The organism is Variovorax sp. 278MFTsu5.1 (assembly GCF_048305045.1).
Classification (GTDB): domain Bacteria; phylum Pseudomonadota; class Gammaproteobacteria; order Burkholderiales; family Burkholderiaceae_C; genus Variovorax; species Variovorax guangxiensis.
The window spans coordinates 3,227,393-3,251,157 of the sequence record NZ_CP157622.1 but is presented as its reverse complement, the minus strand read 5'-3'; the positions used below and the strand labels follow the sequence as shown (position 1 = coordinate 3,251,157).

The window sequence follows — 23,765 nt, the reverse complement described above, 5'->3', positions numbered from 1 at the left end:
TCAGGCCCCTCCGCGACGGCGCTGCCATGCCTGCAGGCCGTTGATGACCAGCAGCAGCACGAAGGAAATGACGAGCATCACCAGCGCGACTGCGGTGGCGCCCGCGTAGTCGTACTGCTCCAGCTTGCCGATGATGATGAGCGGCGTGATCTCCGAGATCATCGGCATGTTGCCGGCGATGAAGATCACCGAGCCGTACTCGCCGATGGCGCGGGCGAAGGCCATGGCAAAGCCCGTCAGCAGCGCAGGCGCGATCGACGGGAAGATCACCTTGGTGAAGGTCTGCAGACGCGTCGCGCCCAGCGAGGTGGCGGCTTCTTCCAGTTCCTTCTCGGCGTCTTCCAGCACCGGCTGCACCGTGCGCACCACGAAGGGCAGCCCGATGAAGATCAGCGCGATCACCACGCCCGCCGGCGTGAAGGCCAGCTTGATGCCGTGCGGCTCCAGCAGCTGGCCGATCCAGCCGTTGCCCGCGAGCAGCGCGGTCAGCGAAATGCCGGCCACGGCCGTGGGCAGCGCGAAAGGCAGATCGACCAGCGCGTCGACGATGCGCTTGCCCGGAAACTTGTAGCGCACCAGCACCCAGGCCACCAGCAGGCCGAATACCGCGTTCACGATGGCGGCCAGCAGCGATGCGCCGAAGGTCAGCCGGTAGGAAGCCATCACGCGCGGCGCGGTCACGGCCACCCAGAACTGCTCCCAGCTCAGCGTGAAGGTCTTGAAGACCAGCGCCGACAGCGGGATCAGCACGATCAGGCTCAGATAAAGAATCGAAAAGCCCAGCGTGATGTGGAAACCGGGCAGCACGCGCTTGGCGCCGCCTGCCCGGTTGGCACGAGAAAAAGGCGCTCCCGCCGACGGGAGCGCCGAAGTCACAGCGCCGCTCATTTACTTCGCGCCGGGCGTGTACAGCTTGTCGAACTGGCCGCCGTCGTTGAAGTGCACCTTCTGCGCTTCGCCGAGGCTGCCGAAGAGTTCCTGCACCGTGAAGAGCTGCAGCGGCTTGAAGGTCGCGGCGTACTTCTTGAGCACCGTCTGCGAGCGCGGGCGCAGCGCGTGCTTGGCGGCGATTTCCTGCGCTTCTTCGGAATACAGCCAGTCGAGGTAGGCCTTGGCGAGCTCGCCGGTGCCCTTCTTGTTGACGGTGCGCTCGACCACGGCCACCGGGTTCTCGGCCACGATGCTGATCGACGGATAGACCGAGTCGACCTTGCCGGTGCCGAATTCGCGGTCGATGGAGACCACTTCCGATTCGAAGGTGATCAGCGCGTCGCCGATGTTGCGCTGCAGGAAGGCGGTGGTCGCGTCGCGCCCGCCGCGTGCCAGCACCGGCACGTTCTTGAACAGCTTGCCGACGAACTCGGCGGCCTGGGCATCGGTGCCGCCCTTCTTCTTGATGTAGCCCCAGGCGGCCAGGTAGGCGTAGCGGCCGTTGCCGCCGGTCTTGGGGTTGACGATCACAACCTGCACGCCGGGCTTGACCAGGTCGTCCCAGTCCTTGATGCCCTTGGGGTTGCCGTTGCGCACCAGGAACAGCATGGTCGACGTGGTCGGCGATGCGTTCTCGGGGAATTTCTTGTTCCAGTCCTTCGCGACCACACCGGCGTTGGCGAGGAAGTCGATGTCGGTGGAGGTGTTCATCGTCACCACGTCGGCGTCGAGGCCGTCGGCCACCGCGCGGGCCTGCGCGCTGGAGCCGCCGTGCGACTGGTCGATCTTCACGTCCTTGCCGGTGGCCTTCTTGTAGTGCGCCACGAAGGCCGCGTTGTAGTCCTTGTAGAACTCGCGCGCCACGTCGTAGGAGGCGTTCAGCAGCGAGGTGCCCTGTGCGAAGGCGGTGCTGCCGGCGAGTGCGGAGGACGCCAGCGCGAGCACGGCGACGAAGGTCTTGATTCTGGAAGTCATGTGGTTGCGAGGTTCTCTGAAAATTCACGGCCCGCCGACCATGCGGCGGGCTCGTCGGTCAGCGACTGGAGCAAGGCAAGGCCCAGCGGCCAGTCCCCGTGCCCCGAATCGATGTTGATGTGGCCCGCATTCTGCATCCGGACGAATTCGCTGCCCCAGGCGCGCGAATATGCGCCTGCCAGGCGGATCGGACAGTACGGGTCGTTGCTGCTGGCCACCACGATGCTGCGGTACGGCAGCGCGGCATAAGGCACGGGTGCGAAATCGGACAACACGGCGCGGCGCTCGGGGTCGGCCGGCGCCACCAGCAGCGCGCCGCGGATGCGCGCGGCCGCCTCGGGCGGCAGGTGCGCCGTGGCGATGCAGCCCAGGCTGTGCGCGGCGATCACCACCGGGCCGGGGCTGTCGAGCACCAGCCTGGCCAGTGTGCTCACCCAGGCTTCGCGCTTGGGCGAGGCCCAGTCGTCCTGCACCACGCGCGCTGCGCCCGGAATGCGCTCTTCCCACAGGCTCTGCCAATGGCCGGGCCCGGAGTCGCGCCAACCAGGCACGATGACAACACGAGTCTGCATGACCGAGCTGCCCTGCCCGCTTGCTTACTTGTTCGGCTGCGGCGTGATGCGCAGGTACGGGCGCACGGCCTTGAAGCCCTTGGGGAAGCGCTCGGCGAGCTCGGCCGGGTCTTGAATGGCCGGGATGATGACCACGTCGTCGCCGTCCTTCCAGTTCACCGGCGTGGCGACCTTGTGGCTGTCGGTGAGCTGCAGCGAGTCGATCACGCGCAGGATCTCGTCGAAGTTGCGGCCGGTGGACGCCGGGTAGGTGATGGTCGTGCGGACGATCTTCTTCGGGTCGATGATGAACACGCTGCGCACGGTGGCCGTGGCCGAGGCGTTCGGGTGGATCAGGTCGTACAGGTCGGCCACCTTACGGTCTGCGTCCGCGATGATGGGGAAGTTGACCGTGGTGTTCTGCGTGTCGTTGATGTCCCCGATCCACTCCTTGTGCCTGGTGGCCGGGTCCACGCTCAGCGCGATGGGCTTCACGCCGCGCTTGGCGAATTCGCCCGACAGCGCCGCGGTCTTGCCGAGTTCGGTGGTGCACACGGGCGTGAAGTCGGCGGGGTGCGAGAAGAACACGACCCACGAATCGCCGGCCCACTGGTAGAAGTCGATGGGGCCTTCGCTGGAATCCTGGGTGAAATTGGGGGCGGTGTCGCCTAGACGCAGAGTAGCCATGATCGCTCCTGGATGGGGATGGGAGTCCCGGATTGTGCGAACCCTTGCTTCAATGCCAAACGAATATCTGCTTGTTTGGATATGACGTTTTCCGCATAACGAGGGCAACCCGGCCCCAGATCGGCCGGGCGCTAGAACATCCGCATGTCTGCGCTCTGCAGGTGTTCCATCAGGAAATCGATCAGCTTGCGCACCGCCGGCACCAGCGCCCGCCGCGCCGGAAACACCATGTGCGCCACCACCGGCGGCGGCCCCCAGCCCGGCAGCAGCCGTACCAGACGGCCGGCTTCCACGTCGGCACGGCACATGTAGTCGGGCAGCATGGTCGCGCCGATGCCGCCCAGCGCGCCGAACTGCAGCGTGGCGAGGTCGTCGGCCACATAGAGGGGCGTGTGCGAATGGACGAGGCTCTCGCCGTTCGGGCCTTCCAGCCGCCAGTCGCTGCGCCCCTCCCCGTTGACCGACATGGCCGCCGTGGGCAGCTTCCCCAGGTCGGCCACCGTCTGCACCGGCCCGTGTCGCGCCAGCAGCCCCGGGCTCGCCACCAGCACGCCTCGGCTGTAGCCGAAGGTCTTGGCCACCAGCACCGTGCTGTCCTCGATGGCCGGCCGCACGCGCAGCGCGATGTCGATGCCCTCCTCGATCAGGTCCACCGGCCGGTTGATCACCTTCATGTCGATGCGCACCGCGGGGTAGCGCTCCATGAACACCGGCATCAGCTGCGCCAGCCCGCTGTGCGCGATGGTGACCGGGCAACTCAGCCGCACCAGCCCGCTGGGCTCGGTCTGCACCTGCGCCACCGCCTCGGCCGCCGCCTGCGCCGCGTCGCGCATCGCGGAAGCGTGCCGCAGGTAGATCTCGCCGGCCGGCGTGAGCGACAGCCGCCGGGTGCTGCGCTGCATCAGCTGCACGCCGAGGCGCTCTTCCAGCTCCGCCACCCGCCGCGAGAGCCGCGACTTGGGAATGCCCAAGGCCCGGCTGGCGGCCGCGAAGCCGCCGCGCTCGGCCACTTCGGCGAAGAAAACCATGTCGTTGAGGTCCTGCATGGCGGCCATTGTCCTGCAATCAGGACGATCTATGCAATTTTTGGCTACTTATCGGCAACTCGACCCAAAAATAGAATTACGCCATCGCCGGCCGATTTTGAGTGCCGACAGCCAACACAGAAAGTGATCGATTGAAATGAAGCTGCTCCACATCGACTCCAGCATCCTCGGCACCAACTCGACTTCGCGCCTGCTCTCGGCCGAGATCGTGACCGCATGGCGCGCCGCCCACCCCGACACCACCGTGGAGTACCTCGACCTGGCTGTCGACGCCCCTCCGCACTTCAGCGCCGACGCGCTGGGCATCAAGGTCGGCGTGCAGGCCCAGCCCACCGAAGCCCAGGCGCGTGAAAACGCCCTGTCCGAAAAGCTCGTGAGCCAGTTCCTGGCCTCGGACGTGGTCGTCATCGGCACGCCGTTCTACAACTTCTCGATCCCGACGCAGCTCAAGGCGTGGATCGACCGCCTCGGTCAGGTCGGCCGCACCTTCAAGTACACCGACAAGGGCCCCGTGGGCCTGGCCGGCGGCAAGACCATCATCGTGGCCTCCAGCCGCGGCGGCGTCTACTCGACCAGCGAAGGCGGCCAGGCCATGGAACACCAGGAGAGCTACCTCAAGGCAGTCTTCGGCTTCTTCGGCATCACCGACGTGCGCATCGTGCGCGCCGAGGGCGTGGCGATGGGCGACGAAGCCCGTAACAGCGCCCTGGCGGCTGCCCGCGCTGACATCCTGGTGGCGACGGCAGAAGCCGCGAACCAGAAGAGCGTCGCGCAGGCTGCCTGAGCACGTTCAGCCTCGCACCATGAAAAAACCGCCCGATGGGCGGTTTTTTCGTTCCGGCCTGCGCGGAATCTCAGGCCGAGTGGCTCTTCACCCAGGCCACGTACTTGTCCATCCAGCCCTGCAGGAACTTCTTCGAGCCCTCGTTGCCGATGTGGCCCTTGTCGTCGAACAGGTCGTCCTTGGCCTGCAGGAACACTTCGGGGGCGCCAAGCGTGGGCACGTCGAGGTAGGCCAGGATGTTGCGCAGGTGCTGCTGCGCCAGCGCGGTGCCGATGGCGCCGACCGAGATGCCGACCACCCCGGCCGGCTTGCCCGCCCAGGCGCTCTGGCCGTAGGGGCGCGAGGCGTGGTCGATGGCGTTCTTCAGCACGCCGGGAATGGAGCGGTTGTACTCGGGCGTGACGAACAGCAGGCCGTCGGCCGCCGCGATCTCGGTCTTCAGGCGCTTCACCGAAGCGGCTTGGTTGGCGTCGTCGTCCTGGTTGTACAGCGGCAGGTCGTCGATGCGCAGGCTTTCGAAGGTGAAGTCCGAGGGCGCGAGCTGCGCCAGCGCGAGGGCCAGCTTGTGGTTGAACGAATCCTTGCGCAGGCTGCCGACTATGACGGCGATGCGGGTCTGTGCCATGGGTGAAGCTCCTTTGATGAGGGGGTCGGAAATGACGAACGCGATTATGCGAAGCGCCCAAGACCTTATCCGGAAAAGTTCATGCATTTACACCGTGGCACCCGATCGCTGCCTCGCGATCGATGCGCTCGGGGCATGTCGAACCTGCCCTGCGCCCAGGCCTGCCGGGCGATGCCATCGCGCATCATGTGCCGGACCGCCCGCGCGTGTTCCACCTCTTGCCATTTGCCCGCCGCCGACAGCCGGGGAAGGCGCCCGCTCGAAGCAGGCTGCGGCGATCCCGGGCATCATCGCGGCCGGTCTTTTTTCCTCTGTCGAATACAGGAGCGAAACGCGATGAGATTTCTGGTGGTGGGTGCCGGCGCACTCGGTGGTTATTTCGGCGGCCGTCTGCTGGAGGCGGGACGCGACGTCACCTTCCTGCTGCGCCCGCGCCGCGCGGCCCAGCTCGCCAAGACCGGGCTGGTGGTGCAGAGCCCCTTCGGCAACCTGCAGTTGCCATCTCCGAAGCATGTGCTGGCCGATGGCATCGACGGCACCTACGACGTGATCGTGGTCGGCAGCAAGGCCTACGACCTCGGCTCGACCATGGACTCCTTCGCGCCAGCCGTGGGCCCGAACACCGTGATCCTCCCGTTGCTCAACGGCATGAGCCACATCGACAGGCTTGCCGATCGATTCGGCAGCGAGCGCGTGCTGGGCGGACTGTGCATGATCTCCGCCACCCTCGACGACGAAGGCCGCGTGCTGCATCTCAACGACATGCACGGCCTGAGCTTCGGCGAACGCTCGGGCGGCCGCTCGGCGCGGGTCGACGCCATCGCGGCGCAGTTCGCCGGCGCGAAGTTCGATGCCACCGCCAGCGAGAACATCTCGCAGGACATGTGGGAGAAGTGGGTCTTCATCGCCTCGGCCGCCGGCCTCACCAGCCTGATGCACGCCTCCATCGGCGACATCGTGGCCGCCGGCGGGCAGGACGTGGCACTGTCGATCTTCGACGAGTGCTGCGCCATCGCCGCCCACAATGGTTTCGCGCCGCGTCCCGCCGCCGTGCAGCGCGGCCGCGCCATCATCACGGCCGCCGGCTCGCCGATGACGGCCTCGATGTACAAGGACATGGCGCGCGGCGCGGCCGTGGAAGCCGATCACATCGTCGGCGACCTGCTGAGCCGCGCAGCGCCCGGCAACGCCACGGTGCCCACCGTGCTGCGCACCGCCTACGTGCACCTCAAGGCCTACGAGGCGCGACGCGCACGCGAGGCTGCCGCGGCTGTCTGAGGATCCGATGAAAGACGCGCTCGCCTTCCTGCACACGGCACAGGTCCACGTGCCGACATTCGAGCGGCTGGTGCGCGAGAACGCGCCCGCGCTGCGTGTGCGGCACGTGGTGCGCGAAGAGCTGCTGGCTGACGCGCGCGTCACCGGCGTCGACGACGCCGACCTCATCGCCCGCGTCAACGAGGCGATGCACGAAGCCGCCGCGGGCGGCGCAAAGGTCGTGGTGTGCACCTGCTCGACCATCGGCGCCATCGCGGAACGCACGCCCTCCGGCGATGCATTCAGAGCCCTGCGCATCGACCGGGCCATGGCCGACAAGGCCGTTCGCACCGGGCCTCGCGTGCTGATCGCCGCAGCGCTCGAAAGCACGCTGGCGCCTACGAAGGCCCTGATTCTTTCCGCCGCACAGAACGCTGGAATCGCCGTCCAGCCGGCCCTGCTGTTCGTCGAGGACGCATGGCCGCATTTCGAAGCCGGAGCCCACGCGCGCTACATCGAGACACTGGCTGGCGCGATCCGTGCGGCGGCAATCGAGGCCGACGTCGTCGTGCTGGCCCAGGCCTCGATGGCCCCCGTGGCCGATACGCTCGCCGACCTGGGCATCGACGTGCTCAGCAGCCCCGCGCCAGGCACCGCCCACGCGGTGGCCCTGGCCCTGGCGCTCAGTCCGACTTGAGGATGGTCTCGCCCTTCAGCATCCCCATGTCGCGGATGTTGAAGCGGTGGCGCTTCCAGCCTTCCCAGGTGCGGCGCATGTTGCCGATGGAGATCAGGTAGTACAGCACCTTGAACATGCCGACCGGGCCGCGCATCGGCGTGCCGCGGTAGATGTCGCCGGCCAGCAGCGTCATCAACCCTTCCTTCACGCGAAACGGGTTGCCCGGATGCATGAACATGTCGCGGATGGTCGGGTTGGTCACGCGGTAGATGAACCACGAGTACTCGCGCGGGCCCTTGCGCATCATGGCCTCGAAGCCCTTGCGTACCGCGGCCAGCTGGGCCGGCTTGTCGAGCGCTGTCGCCACCAGTTCAGCACCGTCGAAGGCGCTGTGCATGGCGAGGTATACGCCCGAGGAGAACATCGGGTCGATGAACGTGAAGGCATCACCCAGCATCAGGTAGCGATCGCCCGTGGCGTGCGTGCTGGAGTACGAGAAGTTGCCGGTGGCATGCACCGCGTCGTCGACCAGCGTGGCGTTCTTCAGGCGGTCCACCAGCACCGGACAGGTCGCGATGGTGTCGTAGAAGAACTCCTTGAGCGGCTTGTCGCGCGTCTTCAGGTAGTACGGCCAGCACACCGCGCCCACGCTGGTGGTGCCGTCGGCCAGCGGAATGAACCAGAACCAGCCGTGCGGAAACCAGCAGATGCTGATGTTGCCTTCCTTCTTGCCCTCCAGCCGCTCGGCGTTGGTGAAGTGGCCGAAGAGCGCGGTGCTGTTGTGGTCGGGGTTCTTCTGCTTGCAGCGGAATTTGTTGGCCAGCAACGTGTCGCGGCCGGTGGCATCGACCACGAAGCGGGCGCGCCAGCTGCGGCGCGCGCCGTCGTCCATCTCGGCCTGGACCGTCGCGCCCTCGGCGTCGAAGGCCACGTCGCGCACCTTGCAGCCTTCGATGGCCTGCGCACCGCAGGTGGCGGCGTTGCGGAACAGAAGCTCGTCCAGCTCCGAGCGGCGGACCTGCCAGGCCGAGTCGAGCGACTTGTCCAGGCCCTCGCCGAATTCCACGTAGCTGCGGTGCTCGTGCTCGGGCGAGACGAACTCGATGCCGAACTTCGGCATGCCGATCTTCTCGACCTGGTCGCGCACGCCGAGCTTGTCGAACAGCTCCACGTTCGCGGGCAACAGCGATTCGCCGATGTGAAAGCGCGGGTGGTGCGCCTTCTCCAGCAGCACCACCTTGCGGCCCTGCCGTGCAAGCAGCGTGGCGATGGTCGATCCGGCGGGACCGCCGCCGACGACCAGCACGTCGCAGGATTCGTCGGCGGCCCGGGGCGCGGGAGAAGAAGCTTGGGACAGGGACATGCGAAGGCAGGCAACGTTGTTAACAATCGCAAGCATAGCGCGGCGGCCTGCGAAGACCGCAAAGCCTGCTAAGCGGCTCGCCGGCTGGCGCCGCACACTGGGGCAATGCGCCTCCTCCATCTTCTGCGCCCCTTCTGCCTCGCCGCCGCATGCCTGTCGGCGGTGTTCGCCCATGCCGCCGGCTTCAGCACCATCGATATACCTGCCGACCGCGAAGGCCCGGCGATGCAGGGCGCCGTATGGACACCGTGCGCCGCACCCGCGGGCGAAATCAAGCTGGGCCGCAACACGATCCAGGGCGTGCGGGACTGTCCGCTCCCGCCGGGCAACGCCCGGCTGCCGCTCGTCGTGATCTCGCACGGCTACGGCGGCTCCTTCCTCGGCCATCACGACACGGCGCAGGCGCTCGCCGACGCGGGCTTCATCGTCGCGGCCATCAGCCATTCGCAAGACAACTTCCAGCTCCGTGGCGGCCCGGACGACAGGATCGTCGCGCTGGCGACGCGAACCACCGACATCAAGCGGCTGATCGACCACATGCTCCAGAAGTGGCCCGCGCACGGCAGGATCGCGGCCGACCGGATCGGCTTCTACGGTTTTTCGAGGGGCGGCTACACGGGCCTCGTGCTCGCGGGAGCGCGCCCGGACTTCGAGCGGCTGCCGCCGCTGCCCTCATCCCCGTGCGCAACGCAGCCCGAAGGCAAGGCGTGCGAATGGGTGAAACAGGGCTTTCAGGAACTGCTGGCCACGCCACTGACGCACGACACCCGCATCAAGGCGGCCGTGATCGCCGACCCGCTCGGCATGCTCTTCGACGCCCGGGGCCTGAAGAACGTGAAGATCCCGATCGAGCTCTGGGCGTCGACCTACGGCGGCGACGGCGTCACGCCCGAGAGCGTGGCCGCCGTTCGCAGCAACCTGCCCCTGGCGCCCGAATGGCATGTGGCCGACAAGGCCGAACACTTCGGCTTTCTCGCACCGTGCTCGCAAGCACAGCTCGATGCCAGGATCGAAATCTGCCGCGATGCGCCCGGCTTCGACCGAATCGCCTTTCACAAGGCGTTCAACGCCGAGGTAGCGGCCTTCTTCAACCGCCACCTCGGGCCAACGCACTGACCTTCACTGACCAGTCTTCAGCCCGCGCGCCGCTGCGACGCCAGCCGCCGCACCACCGCCACCAGCCGGTCGATCTCGTCGAAGGTGTTGTAGAAGGCCAGCGAGGGCCGCACCGTGGTTTCCACGCCGAAGCGGCGCAGGATGGGCTGCGCGCAATGGTGGCCGGTGCGCACCGCGATGCCCTCCTCGTTCAGCGCCTGCCCCACCTCCTCGGTGGTGTAGCCGTCGAGCACGAAGGACATCACGCTGGCCTTGTCGGCCGCCGTGCCGATCAGCCGCACGCCCGGAATCGCGCCGAGCTGCGCCATGCCGTACACCAGCAGGTCGTGCTCGTAGCGCGCGATGTTCTCGATGCCGATCTTGTTGACGTAGTCGATGGCGGCGCCCAGCCCCACGGCGTCGGCGATGTTGCCGGTGCCGGCCTCGAACTTGTTCGGGATCGGCTGGAACACCGTCTTCTCGAAGGTCACGTCGGCAATCATGTTGCCGCCGCCCTGCCACGGGGGCATGTCTTCGAGCACCTCGCGCTTGCCCCACACCACGCCGATGCCGGTCGGGCCGAACACCTTGTGGCCGGAGAAGACGAAGAAGTCGGCGCCGATGTCCTGCACGTCCACGCGCATGTGCGAGACCGACTGCGCGCCGTCCACCAGCGCCTTCGCGCCAGCGCGGTGCGCCAGCTCGACGATCTCCTTCACCGGCACCACCGTGCCCAGCGCGTTCGAGACCTGCGTGACGGCGACGATCTTCGTGCGGTCGTTCAGCAGCTTGCGGTATTCGTCGAGCAGCACCTGGCCCGAGCCGTCCACCGGAATCACGCGCAGCTTCGCGCCCTTGGCGGCGGCAAGCTGCTGCCACGGCACGATGTTGGCGTGGTGCTCCAGGTTCGACACGACGATCTCGTCGCCCTCGCCCACGTGCTGTCCGCCCCAGCTCTTGGCCACGAGGTTGATGGCCTCGGTGGTGCCGCGCACGAAGATCACCTCTTCGACCTCGGGCGCATTGATGAACCTGCGCACGCGCTCGCGGGCACCTTCGTAGGCGTCGGTCGCGCGCGCGGCCAGCTCGTGCGCCGCTCGGTGGATGTTGGAGTTCTCGTGCTCGTAGAAATACGAGATGCGGTCGATGACCGTCTGAGGCTTGTGCGTGGTGGCCGCGTTGTCGAACCACACGAGCTGCTTGCCGTTCACGCGCTCCTGCAGGATCGGGAAGTCGCGCCGCACGGCCTGGATGTCGAAGGGAGGATGCTGGCCGCTGTCGGCCAGCGGCACGGCGCCGGGCCCGCGCGGATCGGGCTTGGCGGGCGTGACGAAGCCGCTGGGCAGGCGCACCGCGTCGACGAAGTAGAACTGGGGTTCACTCCCTCCCCCCTCTGGGGAGAGGGTTGGGGTGAGGGGCAGCCCCGCACCTTGCGTCGTCCGCTGGCCCTCACTCCAGTCCTCACCCGCAAGCGGGAGAGGGGGCGAGACCACGGGAGTCGCGCCGGCCGACGGATGCCCGTAGCCGTTGTCCAGAAAGTAGAACGACGAAGCCGCGGCTTGCGGTGCCACTGCCCCATTCAGCTGTGGCACGCCCTGCACCGTGCCACCCGAGCGCGGCTCGAAGGCCGGCGCCACCGAGAGCACGCTGTCCGGCACGCCGTTGCCCGCCACCGCGTGCGGCACCAGCGCCGGCGCGCGGTTCGCGAGCGAAGGCACCTGCGTCGGCGATGCCGGCACCAGGTTGGCGCCCGGAATCTGCCCTTGTGGGAAGGGCGTACCCGGCACGCTGGGCCCGAAGCCGGCAGGGCTCGCCAGCGGCGAACCCGCGGGCGCGACGTTGGCCGGAAACTGCGCTCCCGGCACCAGCCCGTTCGCCACGCCGGGCACCGAGTCGGGCGGCGTGCCCGGCAGTGCGGAAAACATGGCGCTGGCCATGCGCGCGAGAACCGCCGGGTCGAACGGCGCCTCGCCCGGGATCGATGGAGTGCTGCTCACAGCGGCTTACTTGTAGGTGTCGGCGTAGTCGTGGTACTTGCCGATCTCGACATCGTCGAGCACCGCCAGCGCGTCCGTCGTCAGCACCGCGAGCGAGCAGTACAGCGAGATCAGGTACGACGCGATCGCGTGGTTGTTGATGCCCATGAAGCGCACCGACAGCCCCGGCCCCTGCTCGCCCGACAGACCCGGCTGGAAGAGGCCCACCACGCCCTGGCGCTTGTCGCCCACGCGCAGCAGCAGGATCTTGCTCTTGCCATCGGCCACCGGCACCTTGTTCGACGGGATCAGCGGAATGCCGCGCCAAGTGATGAACTGCGAGCCGAAGAGGCTCACCGTCGGCGGCGGCGTGCCGCGGCGCGTGGCCTCGCGGCCGAAGGCGGCAATGGCCAGCGGGTGCGTGAGGAAGAAGGCGGGCTCCTTCCACACCTTGGCCAGCAGCTCGTCGAGGTCGTCGGGCGTGGGCGCGCCGGTCAGCGGGAAGATGCGCTGCTCTTCGCTCACCTGTGCCAGCAGGCCATAGTCGGGGTTGTTGATGAGCTCGCTCTCCTGGTTCTCCTTGATCGTCTCGATCGTCAGGCGCAACTGTTCCTTGATCTGGTCGTGCGGGCTGCTGTAGAGGTCGGAGATGCGGGTGTGCACGTCGAGCACGGTGCTCACGGCGTTCAGGTAGTGCTCGCGCGGGTTCTCTTCGTAGTCGACGAAGGTGCGCGGCAGCTGGTTCTCTTCTTCGCGCGACGTGCAGGTGACCTTGATGGCCTCCGGGTTCTTGACCTTGTTGACGCGGTAGATGCCCGCCTCCACCGGAACCCACTGCAGCAGGTGCGTCAGCCAGCGCGGGCTGATGGTCTCGAGTTGGGGGACTGTCTTGGTGGCATTGGCCAGCTGTCTTGCGGCGTTGTCGCCAAGGGCGGTGGTACCACCAACTGTTGCGCTCATGGATCAGGCTTTCGTGGTTGAGAAAAAAGTGGCCGCCAGTGTCCGGCGGCCACGGGTTTTCCCTCAACAGGCTATAGCCGCCAAGTTGATCCTTCGCGCGAGACGCGACTGCTCCAACTGCTCGCAGCGCATGAGCAGGCCGACCATGTTGATACCCAGCGCGGTAGCCAGCTTCTGCGCGGTGACGATCGATGGAATGACGCGGCCGCGCTCGATCTCCCCAACGTAGGAGCGGTTCAGATCCGATCGCTCGGCCAGTTCCTCCTGCGACCAGCCCTTGTCCTCGCGCAGCTGACGGATGGTCACGCCGAAGTCTTCGACGAACGCCTTCATACGCCACCTGCCTTCGGTGCGTTCTGCAAGCTGGCCTGCGTGACGCTCGCGCCCGGCGGCACGTCGTCGGTGATCCACACGTTACCGCCGATGACGGCGCCCTTGCCGAGCGTCACGCGCCCGAGGATGGTCGCGCCGGCGTAGATGACCACGTCGTCCTCCACCACCGGATGGCGCGGCAGGCCCTTCTGCAAGTTGCCTTCGGTATCTGTCGGGAAGCGCTTGGCGCCGAGCGTGACCGCCTGGTAGAGCCGCACGCGCTTGCCGATGACGGCCGTCTCGCCGATCACGACGCCCGTGCCGTGGTCGATGAAGAAGCCCGCGTCGATCTTCGCGCCCGGATGGATGTCGATGCCCGTCTGCGCATGCGCCAGCTCGGCCACGATGCGCGCCAGCAGCGGCAGTCCGAGCTTGTAGAGCTCATGCGCAAGGCGGTGGTGGATCATCGCGAGCACGCCCGGATAGCACAGAAGCACCTCGTCGACGCTGCGCGCGGCCGGATCGCCCTGGTAGGCGGCGAGCACGTCGCTGTCGAGCAGGCTGCGCAGGCCCGGCAGCGCATTCGCGAAGCGGCGCACGGCCTCGGTGGCGATATCGTCGATTTCGCTGGCAGGGCGCGGCTCGTGGCGCGCATTGAAGTTCAGCTCCAGCCGCGCCTGAACCAGCAGCGCCTGCAGGGCCGAGTCGAGTGTGTGGCCGACGTAGAAGTCCTCGCTCTCGTGGCGCAGGTCCGGCGGGCCGAGCCGCATCGGAAAGAGCGCGCCCTTGAGCGACTCGACGATCTGCGCGAGCGCATCGCGCGACGGAAACTCGCGCGCGCCGGGCTCGCGCGAGCGCCGCTGCGAATCGCGCCACTCGTCGCGCACGCCATGCAGTGCGCGCACGATGTCGCTCACCTCGAAATGGGCCATCTGTATTTCCTCCCGGAGAAGTAGTGTTCGGGTGCGGTCTCAGTCCTGCACCCAGGGCAGCTTGTGGAAGCGCCAGCCGTCGGAGCCGCCGCGGTGCTGCTGCGCATCGATCTCGCCCTCGAAGCCTTCGAGCACGTTGAAGACGTTCGTGAAGCCGGCCTTTGCCGCAGCCTCGGCCGCCAGCGCGGAACGCTTGCCGCTACGGCACAGCAGCAGCACGACGGCTTCCTTGCCGCCGTCCTTCGCGAGCCTGGCTTCGAGCTCGCGCACGAAGCGCGGATTGCGCGTGAGCGCCGTGCCCGTGGCCCAGGCCACGTGCTGGCTGCCGGGCACATGGCCGACGAACTTGCGCTCCTCGCCGGAGCGCACGTCGACCAGTACGGCCTGGCCGTTCTGTACCAGTTCCCAGGCTTTCTGCGGCGCGACGCCGCCCGCATAGGGCAGATTGCTCCCGGCGGCCCTGGCGCGCGCCTGTTCGAGTGCTTCGGGCAAGGCGATGACTTCTTCTTCAACTTCCACTGACATGCTGTGAGGCTCCTGTTGTGCGTTGGATACGCCTTGGTGGCGATAACCACCACTGTAGGAGCCGGGCGCCGAAGCTCAAACAACCGAAAAGTCGATTTCTAACAACCAGCCGTTGTAAAGGATCGATTCAGGCGCGATCAGGCGACGGCTCGTGCAGCTTCGGCCGCACGCACGGCCGGGGCCGTCAGGTCCACGCTCTTCGCACCGTCCACGCCATACGGCACGTCGCCCGCGATGGTCACCCGGCGCACCACGCGGTGCTGGTCGCCGTAGTCGTTGATCGCGTAGTGCTGCGTGGCACGGTTGTCCCAGATGGCGACGTCGCCCTGGGTCCAGCGCCAGCGCACCGTGTTCTCCAGCCGGTGCACATGGCTCTGGAGCACGTTCAGCAGATGGCCGGAATCGTGCGTGGAATGCCCGGCCAGCCGCTTCACGAAGTGGCCGAGCACGAGGCTGCGTTCGCCGGTCTCGGGGTGCACGCGCACAACCGGATGCTCGGCCTCGAGCAGGCGGCGAGTGAAGACATCGCGGTAGCGCTTCGTGCCCTCCTCGTCCAGATCGGCCGGTGAGCGCGTGGCGGCGTAGTCGTAGTCGTTGCCGTGGATGGCGCGCAGCCGGTCGGCCAGCGCCTTCAGATCGTCGGGCAGGCTCTCGTAGGCCGCCACCGTGTTGGCCCAGACCGTGTCGCCGCCATGGGCCGGGATCACCACCGCCCGCAGGATCGACACCTGCGGATAGGCGACCTCGAAGGTCACGTCCGTGTGCCACGAATTGGCGCGGCCGCCGTGGCGCGAGTCGAGCTCCAGCAGCCGTGTGCCGTCCCTCGAAGGCACGGTGGGATGCGGCACCAGTTCGCCCCACAAGCGTCCGAAGGCCTCCTGCTGTGCGTCGTCCAGATGCTGCTGGCCGCGGAAGAAGAGCACCTTGTGCTTCAGCAGCGCGGCCTTGATGGCGCCGAACACCTCGGGCTGAAGCGAGCCCGAAAGGCGCACGCCGCGCACCTCTGCACCAATGTGGCCGGCCTGGCGGACGACGTCGAGTTCGTGGTGATGCTCGGCTTGCGCGGGGGTTGTGGAAGAAGGAATGGCGCTCATCGGAGGTCCTTTTTTCGGGGGATCCGGAAGATTCTGCGAGGCGCCTGTTGGGGGTGGAAGGAAGGTGTTTGCAATTTCTAATGCACAGGGCAACTAAGAGGGGCGTCGATGAAGGGTTGGCAAAAGAAAACCCGCCGTGGCGGGTTTTCGGATCGATCGATACCTCACTCAGGGCTTGTCGCGCGAATCTCGAGCCCTCTTCAGCCGGGTCTGCGCTTCGCTGGCGGAGAGCTGGCCTTCTACGACCAGCTTCTTCAGCCTTCGCTCATCTGCGCGGTACAGCGCATCTTTCAGGAGAGCCATCTTGCGGTCTCGGCATGGAACACACTCATAGAAGCTCGTGGAGCCCGAAACGATCTTCATCTGCGCGTCGTACTCCGCAGTACCGATCCGTCCCGTGGGCTCGATGCCCATGGCGAGTACTTGCCCGTTCTTGAACGTCACGAGTGCCTCCCCTTCGCATCCGGTGGCGTCCACCTTTTCCGGGTCATAGCCTTTCCACGAGACTCTCCGCATATGCCGCAAGGCGTAAAGGACGTCCTCCTGCGTCAATACAACGTCATCGCAGTTCAAGAAATCCTTGTTCTCCCAGGCAATGTTTCGCTTTGATGGCTCGGTGACTTTCACCTTCCGCACGTATTCGATCGGATATCGCTTGTCCGCCGCTTGCGCCAGGAGCGCCGCAGCCATTGCGATAAGCGCGGCTGCGATTTTGGGAATGCTGATGTTGTTCATGGTGTCGTTACGGCCGGACTCCAGTTCGCGCCTTGTGCCTCCGTGATGTTCTTTCTGCTGACCACCGGATGACGAAATACTTCGGTCGATCCGATCTTTATCGACTCCGCGAGCACGCTGACGAGCCAGGAGAGCGCTTGATTCTGGGCTGCGGTAGGCTCATCGAAGATGCCGTGTTCGCCTCGAATTTTCTCGAGCGACCATTCGATCTGCTTGCCAGCTGGTTTGAACCCCGCAGGCAACCTGGCTCTACCGACTATCTCGATTCCGATTGCCTCCATGTTGCTCGGATAGCGTTCACCTGGTGGCTTGCGCATCTCGATGCGATGCATTCCCTCGGCTCCTACGCTCTTGAAATCGCCCAGGCTGCATTTCCCCGCGTTCAGACATCTTGCCTGCAACGGCCCCACATGATTCGTCCTCTGATAAATCGCCGCCGTCTGATAGATCGTTCCATCCTTGTCGATCAGAAAGTGCGCCCCGTTCGCCTTCGGCCGCTTGTAGCTGTCCAACGAAGACGCCGAAGTATCGGCGTCCGTCTGGTGCACGACGATGCCGGTGATCGCCCCGGCCCTCTTCCCTCGTTCGATCTGTGGACTGCGAGCATGTCTCACTCGCGCGTGGCTGATCATTCCATGTTCGTCAATCTCAACGAGCATGCGGTTCCTCCCTGAAGTGTCTGTTTGAATGCATTCACGAAGCCGTGATCGACGCATCGATGTGCGGATCACGACTTCGCGGCGCATGCTATGGCGACGACTTCAAGGAAGATTCAGGTCTTTGAAAGATTCGAACGATTTCCGGAATTAAGCACAGTCGATGAGCTCGCAGCCTGTAAACCGCTGAAAACTCACACTTCACAAACAAAAAAACCCGGCGCCATCACAGCGCCGGGTCGTCGCAGATGCCCGAGGGTCCGTCAGAGCTTCGCGATCGAAACCTCGGTGGACTTCACGAGGGCAACCACGTCGGAGCCCACCTTCAGCTGCAGCTCGTCGACCGAGCGCGTGGTGATGACCGAGGTGACGATGCCCCAGGCGGTTTCGACGTCGACTTCGGAGACGACGTCGCCGCGGATGATTTCGCGGACCTTGCCCTTGAACTGGTTGCGGACGTTGATGGCTTGGATGGACATGATGGGTTCTCTTTCAGGTTGATGAGGGAATTCGTTGAGGAAAAGCACGGCGGACTGGTGGCGCTCAGACGATCTCGGCCACGTCGTCGAACGCCAGCCTCGGCCCGCGCTCGAAGGTGCCCGCGTGGTCGGCCACGCCGAGGTTGACGAGGAAGTTCGCGCGATAGCGGCCATCGGGGAAGAAGGCCTTGTCGATCAGGTCGGCGTTGAAGCCCGACTGGGGCCCAGCATCGAGCCCGAGCGCTCGCGCGGCCAGGATCAGGTAGGCACCCTGCAGGCTGCTGTTGCGGAAGGCCGTGGCCTGCGCGGCCTCGGCGCTCTTCTCGAAGAGCGGCTTGGCGTCGTAGGCCGGGAACTGGCTGGGCAGGTGCTCGTAGAAGCGCGTGTCCTGCGCCACGATCACCGTCACGCCGGCGGCCAGCGTCTGGGCGGTATTGCCCGCCGACACGGCCGGCTTCAGCTTCGCCTTGGCCTCCTCGCTTCGCACGAACACGTAGCGTGCCGGTTGGGCGTTGAAGGCGGTCGGGCCCCACTTGAGGAGGTCGTACAGCTTGTGGATGAACTCGTCGGTCACGGCCACGGGCTTGAACGCGTGCACAGTGCGGGCCTTGCGGAACAGCTGGTCCAGCGCGGCTTCGGGGATGGCTTGCAGAGTGGTCATTGCTTCAAATGAAATGTTCTTCAGTTCGACGCCGCGGCGAGTGCCTGGTCGAGGTCGGCGATCAGGTCGTCGATGTGCTCGATGCCGACCGACAGGCGCACCGTGTCCTCGGTCACGCCAGCCCTGGCCAGCTCCTCGGGCGAGAGCTGCCGGTGCGTGGTCGATGCGGGGTGCGTGGCCAGCGAGCGCACGTCGCCGATGTTGACCAGGCGCGTGAAGAGCTTCAGCGCGTCGAGGAACCTGGCGCCGCCCTCGCGCCCCGAGCCGATGCCGAAGGTCAGCACGCCGCTGGCCTTGCCGCCGAGGTACTTCTTCGCCAGCGCATGGTCGGGGTGGTCTTCGAGCGCCGCGTAGTTGACCCACTTCACCGCCTTGTGGGTCTTCAGGTGCTGCGCAACGCGCAGAGCGTTGTCGCTGATGCGGTCGACGCGCAGCGCCAGCGTCTCGATGCCCTGCAGGATCAGGAAGGCGTTGAACGGCGAGATGGCCGCGCCCGTGTTGCGCAGCGGCACCACGCGCGCGCGGCCGATGTAGGCGGCCGGTCCCAGCGCGTCGGTGTAGACCACGCCGTGGTAGCTCACGTCGGGCTCGTTCAGGCGCTTGAAGCGCTGCTTGTGCTCCGCCCACGGAAACTTGCCCGAGTCGACGATGGCGCCGCCGATGCTGGTGCCGTGGCCGCCCAGGTACTTGGTGAGCGAGTGCACCACGATGTCGGCGCCGTGCTCGATGGGCCGGCTCAGGTATGGCGAGGGCACCGTGTTGTCGACGATCAGCGGCACGCCGTTGCGGTGCGCGATCTCGGCGATGGCCGCGATGTCCGTCACGTTGCCCGCCGGGTTGCCCAGCGATTCGACGAACACGGCCTTGGTTCGCTCGTCGAAGAGCTTCTCGAAGCTCGAAGGATCGCGATGGTCCGCGAAGCGCGTGGTGATGCCGAACTGCGGCAGCGTGTGGGCGAACAGGTTGTAGGTGCCGCCATACAGCGCGGTGCTGCTGACGATGTTGTCGCCGGCCTCCGCGATGGTCTGGATCGCGTAGGTCACAGCCGCCTGCCCCGAGGCCAGCGCGAGCGCGGCAATGCCGCCTTCGAGCGCCGCCACGCGCTGCTCCAGCACGTCCTGCGTCGGGTTGTTGATGCGGGTGTAGATGTTGCCCGGCACCTTCAGGTCGAACAGGTCTGCGCCATGCTGCGCGCTGTCGAAGGCGTAGGCCACCGTCTGGTAGATGGGCGGCGCCACGGCGCGGGTGGTCGGATCGGGCGAATAGCCGGCGTGGACCGACAGGGTTTCGAATTTCCAGTTCTGCGACATGCGGAATACCTTTCAGGGTTGAAGGAAAGAACGGGCTGACGGGTTCATCCAGGAATACCGCGGAACCGGCTCTGCCGGGCCGCTGGTATTGCCCCCGGCGAGGGGGTTGGCGGCCACACGAAGTGGGCAAGCCTGGGGGTGGACATCAAATCGCCCAGCGCAACGCGTGCGCGGGCGTGGCGAGCCAGCTGGCGTCGGTGCTCTCGGCTTCGGTCTCTCCGGACTTCTGCAGCACCCTGTCGAGGATTCGTTTTTCGATCGCGGCGAAGGCCGGGTCGCCCTGCGAGCGCGGACGGGCCAGCGCGATGTTCTCGTCGAGCGCGATGCGCCCGTCCTCGATCAGGATCACGCGGTCGGCCAGCGCAACGGCTTCCTGCACGTCGTGCGTCACCAGCAGCGCGGTGAAGCGGTGGCGCTGCCACAGGTTCTCGATGAGGCGATGCATCTCGATGCGCGTCAACGCGTCAAGCGCGCCCAGCGGCTCGTCGAGCAGCAGCAGCCGCGGGTGATGCACCAGCGCGCGCGCCAGGGCCACGCGCTGGCGCTGGCCGCCCGACAGGCGCGCCGGCCATTCGTTCTCGCGGTCGGCCAGGCCGACCTGCGCCAGCACTTCCTTGCCGCGCGCCTTGGCGTCGCTCGGCAAGCCCAGCGTCACGTTGTCGAGCACGCGGCGCCAGGGCAAGAGGCGCGCCTCCTGGAACATGATGCGGGTGTCGTCGTGCAGGCCGTTCACGGCCTTGCCGTCGGTGTAGAGGCCGCCGGAGCTCGGCTCCTCCAGGCCCGCGATGAGCCGCAGCAGCGTGCTCTTGCCGCAGCCGCTGCGCCCGACGATGGCAATGAACTGGCCCGGCTCGATGGCGAGGCGCGTGTTGCGCAGCACCTCGCGCGCGCCATATCGCTTATGCAAGTTGCGCGCCTCGAGGCGCACGCCGCCCGCAACGCCTTCGTGCGAACGAGCCAGGGGTTGGATGTCTTTCAGTACGGCACTCATGGTTTCTTCAGGCTCCGGGCTTGAATAGCGCCACGTTCGGCGCGTCGATCGTTCGGTGAAGCAGTCTTTCGGCGAGGACGGCGGCACGACGAGTGATGGGGGCTGACGACTGCATCATTCCCCTGCCCTCACTTCGCCTTCTTCTGGTAGCCGGGGTGCCAGCGCAGCCACCATTGCTCCAGACCGCGGGCGAACAGGTCGGCCAGCTTGCCGAGCAGCGCGTACAGCAGGATGCCCACCAGCACGATGTCGGTCTGCAGGAACTCGCGGGCGTTCATCGTGAGGTAGCCGATGCCGGCCTGCGCCGAGATCGTCTCGGCCACGATCAAAATCACCCACATCAGGCCCAGCGAGAAGCGCAGCCCCACGAGGATCGACGACAGCGCGCCCGGCAGGATCACCTCGCGGTACAGCTGCCAGCGCGACAGGCCGTAGGTGCGCCCCATCTCGATGAGCTGCGGATCGACGTTGCGGATGCCGTGGAAGGTGTTCAGGTAGATCGGGAAGAACACCGACACCGAGATGAGAAAGAGCTTGGCCGACTCGTCGATGCCGAACCACAGGATCACCAGCGGAATCAGCGCCAGCGCCGGGATGTTGCGCACCATCTGGATGGTGGAGTCGAGCAGCGTCTCGAAGAACTTCACCGAGCCCGTGAGCAGCCCCAGCACCAGCCCCGCGCCGCCGCCGATGGCCAGCCCCGCGAGCGCCCGGCCCGCGCTGACCTTCACATGCGTCCACAGCTCGCCGGAGACCGTGAGGTTCCACGCGGCCTTCACCACGTCGACCGGCGCCGGCAGCACGCGGGTGCTGAGCCAGCCCAGCGACGACGCGATCTGCCAGAAGACGATGAGCCCCACCGGCACCAGCCACGGCACCAGCCGCTTCGCGACGCTGGCGGCGAAGGCCTTGAATGCGTTGTTGCCCGCGTTCTCCGCCGGCACCACCGCCGGCAGTTCCTGAACCTGTTCGGTCATGGCAGTCCTTCAACTTTGGGAGACGAGGCGCGAAGGCGCATCGAGATTGGCGACGACTTCGCCGAACGGGCCGCTCAGCGAGCCGCCCGCCAGCCGTGTCTTCGCCCTGCGCGAGAGCAGCGGGAACACCAACTCGGCGAAGCGGTAGGCCTCTTCGAGATGCGGGTAGCCCGACAGGATGAACTTGTCCAGGCCCAGCGCCGCATATTCCTCGATGCGCGCCGCAACCGTCTTCGCATCGCCCACCAGCGCCGTGCCGGCACCGCCGCGCACCAGGCCCACGCCGGCCCAGAGGTTCGGCGCGATCTCCAGCTCGGCGCGGGTGCGCTTGGCGCCGCCCGCGTGCAGCGCGGCCATGCGGCGTTGTCCTTCCGAATCCATGCGCGCGAAGGCGGCCTGCGCGCGGATCACGGTCTCGTCGTCCACGCGGCTGATGAGTTCCTCGGCGGCCTTCCAGGCGGCGTCTTCCGTCTCGCGCACGATCACATGCAGGCGGATGCCGAACTCGACCCGCCGGCCCTTGCGCTCGGCGCGCGCCCGCACGTCAGCGATCTTCTTCGCGACCTCGGCGGGCGGCTCGCCCCAGGTAAGGTAGGCATCGACCTGCTCCGCCGCCAGCTCGTGCGCAGCCGCCGAAGAGCCGCCGAACCACACTTGCGGATACGGCTTCTGCACCGGCGGGTAGAGCAGCTTCGCGCCCTTCACGCTCAGGTGCCTGCCCTCGTAGTCGAAGGCCTGCCCGTCGTGGCTGCGCGCGATGATCTCGCGCCAGATGCGGATGAACTCGGCCGACTGCTCGTAGCGCGAGGCATGGTCCAGGTACACGCCATCGCCTTCGAGCTCGGCCTGGTCGCCGCCCGTCACGAGGTTGACGAGCAGGCGCCCGCCCGAGAGCCTGTCGAAGGTCGCTGCCATGCGCGCGGCGAGGCTGGGCTGGTGCAGCCCCGGACGCACCGCCACCAGGAACTTGAGCTTCTTCGTCGCGCCGATCAGGCTGGAGGCGATGACCCACGGGTCTTCGCAGGAGCGGCCCGTCGGTATCAGCACGCCCTCGTAGCCGAGGTTGTCGGCCGCGCCGGCGATCTGCTGCAGGTAGGCCAGGTCGATCGGGCGCGCGCCCTCGCTGGTGCCGAGGTAGCGGGCGTCGCCGTGCGTGGGGAGGAACCAGAAGATCTGCATCACGCGACTCCCGCGCCGGCCGCTTCGAGCACGTTGATCCTCTTCGGGATCAGCTTCAGCTCGAAGAAGGTGTCGGCGATCTTCTGCTGCTCGGCCAGGATGGCCTTGGTGATGGGCGTGGTGCCGTACGCCGAACGGTTTACCGACAGTTCGGCCACAGGCTTGGGCAGGCCCCAGAGAGCGGCGAGCTCGCCGGCCAGCTCGCCCTTGTTCGAGGCGCCCCATGCGTCCACCTTGTTGAGCTCCTCGATCGCGATGGACAGCACGTCGGCGTTCTTCGCCACGTAGTCCAGCGACGAGAAGTAGTAGGCGCGGTTGCCGACCACGCCCGTGGCATCGGCGAGCACGCGTGCGTCGAGCGACTTCTCGGCGGCGGCCAGGAACGGGTCCCAGATCACCCAGGCATCGACCGAGCCCTTCTCGAAGGCCGCGCGCGCGTCGGCGGGCGGCAGGTAGACCAGGTTCAGGTCGGTGTAGGAGAGGCCGTGCTTCTCGAACAGCTTGACGATGAAGTAGTGGACGTTCGAGCCCTTGTTGAGCGCGATCTTCTTGCCCTTCAGTTCGGTCACCGTCTTGATGGCCGAGCCCTTGGGCACCAGCACCGCTTCGGACTGCGGACGCTGCACGGTCGCGCCCACGTAGGCCAGCGGCGCGCCGGCGGCCTGCGCGAAGATCGGCGGCGCCTCGCCCACGTCGCCGAAGTCGATGGAGCCGACGTTCAGCGCCTCGAGCTGCACGGGGCCGGCGGTGAACTCGGTCCACTTCACGCTCACGCCCAGCGGCGCGAGGCGCTTCTCGAGCGTGCCGCGGCCCTTGAGCAGCGTGAGGTAGCCCTTCTGGTGGCCGATGCGGAACTGGCGCGCCGGCGACTGCGCCAGTACACCGAACGAAGGCAGCGCAATGGCGGCGGCAACGCCCTGCAGCAGGCGGCGGCGGGGTGCGGAGATCAGTGTCATGAGAAGGCTTTCGACTGTGTTGGCCGCGCG

General features: G+C 66.8%; 26 protein-coding genes. 4 read left to right on the top strand and 22 right to left on the bottom strand.

Annotated features, from left to right (window positions below; translation table 11 throughout):
* The 5 genes from cysT to ABL844_RS15150 form a co-directional block, all read right to left on the bottom strand.
* Positions 1-888 carry a sulfate ABC transporter permease subunit CysT gene (cysT, locus tag ABL844_RS15170; protein WP_126019390.1) on the bottom strand — a complete coding sequence of 296 codons (888 nt, stop codon included), beginning with the start codon at positions 886-888 and terminating at the stop codon, positions 1-3.
* Positions 889-1,905, bottom strand: a complete 1,017-nt coding sequence (locus ABL844_RS15165; protein ID WP_418125701.1) for a sulfate ABC transporter substrate-binding protein — start codon at positions 1,903-1,905, stop codon at positions 889-891.
* Positions 1,902-2,477, bottom strand: a complete 576-nt coding sequence (locus tag ABL844_RS15160) for an RBBP9/YdeN family alpha/beta hydrolase (RefSeq protein WP_184638215.1) — start codon at positions 2,475-2,477, stop codon at positions 1,902-1,904. Before ABL844_RS15160 ends, ABL844_RS15165 begins: the two co-directional genes overlap by 4 nt.
* 24 nt (positions 2,478-2,501) lie before the next feature.
* Complete coding sequence (locus ABL844_RS15155) at positions 2,502-3,143, bottom strand: peroxiredoxin (RefSeq protein ID WP_126019383.1); 642 nt, start codon at positions 3,141-3,143, stop codon at positions 2,502-2,504.
* Positions 3,144-3,274: 131 nt separating this feature from the next.
* A complete protein-coding gene (locus tag ABL844_RS15150) occupies positions 3,275-4,189 on the bottom strand; it encodes a LysR family transcriptional regulator (protein WP_126019381.1) in 915 nt (304 codons plus the stop codon).
* A gap of 136 nt (positions 4,190-4,325) precedes the next feature.
* Here ABL844_RS15150 and ABL844_RS15145 point away from each other — a divergent pair, with 136 nt between their 5' ends.
* The gene (locus ABL844_RS15145) at positions 4,326-4,973 is read left to right on the top strand and encodes an FMN-dependent NADH-azoreductase (protein WP_184638217.1); all 648 of its coding nucleotides are present in this window, start codon (positions 4,326-4,328) and stop codon (positions 4,971-4,973) included.
* A 70-nt stretch (positions 4,974-5,043) separates the two neighbouring features.
* Here the strand turns inward: ABL844_RS15145 and ABL844_RS15140 are convergent, their stop codons facing one another.
* Entirely contained in the window at positions 5,044-5,598 is a 555-nt protein-coding gene (locus ABL844_RS15140; protein WP_126019377.1) for an NADPH-dependent FMN reductase, read from the bottom strand.
* A 336-nt stretch (positions 5,599-5,934) separates the two neighbouring features.
* On the opposite strand from ABL844_RS15140, the gene panE reads away from it, so the two are divergent.
* Both panE and ABL844_RS15130 read left to right on the top strand, forming a co-directional pair.
* Positions 5,935-6,876: a 2-dehydropantoate 2-reductase gene (gene panE / locus ABL844_RS15135; RefSeq protein ID WP_418131788.1), complete on the top strand. Its 942-nt coding sequence runs from the start codon at positions 5,935-5,937 to the stop codon at positions 6,874-6,876.
* Positions 6,877-6,883: 7 nt separating this feature from the next.
* Entirely contained in the window at positions 6,884-7,552 is a 669-nt protein-coding gene (locus tag ABL844_RS15130) for an Asp/Glu/hydantoin racemase (RefSeq protein WP_418131787.1), read from the top strand.
* Here ABL844_RS15130 and ABL844_RS15125 read toward each other — a convergent pair.
* The gene (locus ABL844_RS15125) at positions 7,539-8,897 is read right to left on the bottom strand and encodes an NAD(P)/FAD-dependent oxidoreductase (RefSeq protein WP_184638225.1); all 1,359 of its coding nucleotides are present in this window, start codon (positions 8,895-8,897) and stop codon (positions 7,539-7,541) included. The two genes, ABL844_RS15130 and ABL844_RS15125, sit on opposite strands and share 14 nt — an antisense overlap.
* Before the next feature lie 105 nt (positions 8,898-9,002).
* Between ABL844_RS15125 and ABL844_RS15120 the strand changes: the two genes are divergently transcribed.
* Complete coding sequence (locus tag ABL844_RS15120) at positions 9,003-10,013, top strand: alpha/beta hydrolase family protein (RefSeq protein ID WP_418131786.1); 1,011 nt, start codon at positions 9,003-9,005, stop codon at positions 10,011-10,013.
* Between the two features lie 17 nt (positions 10,014-10,030).
* On the opposite strand, the gene ABL844_RS15115 is transcribed toward ABL844_RS15120, so the two are convergent.
* The 15 genes from ABL844_RS15115 to ABL844_RS15045 form a co-directional block, all read right to left on the bottom strand.
* On the bottom strand, positions 10,031-11,929 hold the full coding sequence (locus ABL844_RS15115; protein ID WP_418131907.1) for a family 2A encapsulin nanocompartment cargo protein cysteine desulfurase: 1,899 nt from the start codon (positions 11,927-11,929) through the stop codon (positions 10,031-10,033).
* 66 nt (positions 11,930-11,995) lie between these two features.
* Positions 11,996-12,928, bottom strand: a complete 933-nt coding sequence (locus ABL844_RS15110) for a family 2A encapsulin nanocompartment shell protein (protein WP_184638231.1) — start codon at positions 12,926-12,928, stop codon at positions 11,996-11,998.
* A gap of 63 nt (positions 12,929-12,991) precedes the next feature.
* Positions 12,992-13,261 carry a helix-turn-helix domain-containing protein gene (locus ABL844_RS15105; protein ID WP_418131785.1) on the bottom strand — a complete coding sequence of 90 codons (270 nt, stop codon included), beginning with the start codon at positions 13,259-13,261 and terminating at the stop codon, positions 12,992-12,994.
* Positions 13,258-14,172, bottom strand: a complete 915-nt coding sequence (gene epsC, locus ABL844_RS15100) for a serine O-acetyltransferase EpsC (protein ID WP_126019365.1) — start codon at positions 14,170-14,172, stop codon at positions 13,258-13,260. Before epsC ends, ABL844_RS15105 begins: the two co-directional genes overlap by 4 nt.
* Before the next feature lie 39 nt (positions 14,173-14,211).
* A complete protein-coding gene (locus tag ABL844_RS15095) occupies positions 14,212-14,697 on the bottom strand; it encodes a rhodanese-like domain-containing protein (RefSeq protein WP_418131784.1) in 486 nt (161 codons plus the stop codon).
* Positions 14,698-14,834: 137 nt separating this feature from the next.
* Positions 14,835-15,791, bottom strand: coding sequence for a TauD/TfdA dioxygenase family protein (locus tag ABL844_RS15090; protein ID WP_418131783.1), 957 nt, complete (start codon positions 15,789-15,791; stop codon positions 14,835-14,837).
* A gap of 168 nt (positions 15,792-15,959) precedes the next feature.
* Positions 15,960-16,526, bottom strand: a complete 567-nt coding sequence (locus tag ABL844_RS15085; RefSeq protein WP_418131782.1) for a hypothetical protein — start codon at positions 16,524-16,526, stop codon at positions 15,960-15,962.
* Positions 16,523-17,185 carry an N-acetylmuramoyl-L-alanine amidase gene (locus ABL844_RS15080; RefSeq protein ID WP_184638239.1) on the bottom strand — a complete coding sequence of 221 codons (663 nt, stop codon included), beginning with the start codon at positions 17,183-17,185 and terminating at the stop codon, positions 16,523-16,525. The genes ABL844_RS15085 and ABL844_RS15080 overlap by 4 nt, the downstream gene beginning before the upstream one ends.
* Positions 17,186-17,445: 260 nt before the next feature.
* A complete protein-coding gene (locus ABL844_RS15075; protein WP_007829250.1) occupies positions 17,446-17,661 on the bottom strand; it encodes a TOBE domain-containing protein in 216 nt (71 codons plus the stop codon).
* A 64-nt stretch (positions 17,662-17,725) separates the two neighbouring features.
* Positions 17,726-18,322, bottom strand: coding sequence for a malonic semialdehyde reductase (locus tag ABL844_RS15070; protein WP_418131781.1), 597 nt, complete (start codon positions 18,320-18,322; stop codon positions 17,726-17,728).
* Between the two features lie 20 nt (positions 18,323-18,342).
* Positions 18,343-19,632, bottom strand: coding sequence for an O-acetylhomoserine aminocarboxypropyltransferase/cysteine synthase family protein (locus tag ABL844_RS15065; RefSeq protein WP_369658266.1), 1,290 nt, complete (start codon positions 19,630-19,632; stop codon positions 18,343-18,345).
* Positions 19,633-19,777: 145 nt separating this feature from the next.
* A complete protein-coding gene (locus ABL844_RS15060) occupies positions 19,778-20,623 on the bottom strand; it encodes an ATP-binding cassette domain-containing protein (RefSeq protein ID WP_418131780.1) in 846 nt (281 codons plus the stop codon).
* 128 nt (positions 20,624-20,751) lie between these two features.
* Complete coding sequence (ssuC, locus tag ABL844_RS15055; protein ID WP_126019346.1) at positions 20,752-21,600, bottom strand: aliphatic sulfonate ABC transporter permease SsuC; 849 nt, start codon at positions 21,598-21,600, stop codon at positions 20,752-20,754.
* 9 nt (positions 21,601-21,609) lie between these two features.
* Entirely contained in the window at positions 21,610-22,779 is a 1,170-nt protein-coding gene (gene ssuD / locus ABL844_RS15050) for an FMNH2-dependent alkanesulfonate monooxygenase (protein ID WP_418120281.1), read from the bottom strand.
* Entirely contained in the window at positions 22,779-23,735 is a 957-nt protein-coding gene (locus ABL844_RS15045; protein ID WP_418131779.1) for a sulfonate ABC transporter substrate-binding protein, read from the bottom strand. The genes ssuD and ABL844_RS15045 overlap by 1 nt, the downstream gene beginning before the upstream one ends.
* Between the last annotated feature and the right edge of the window lie 30 nt (positions 23,736-23,765).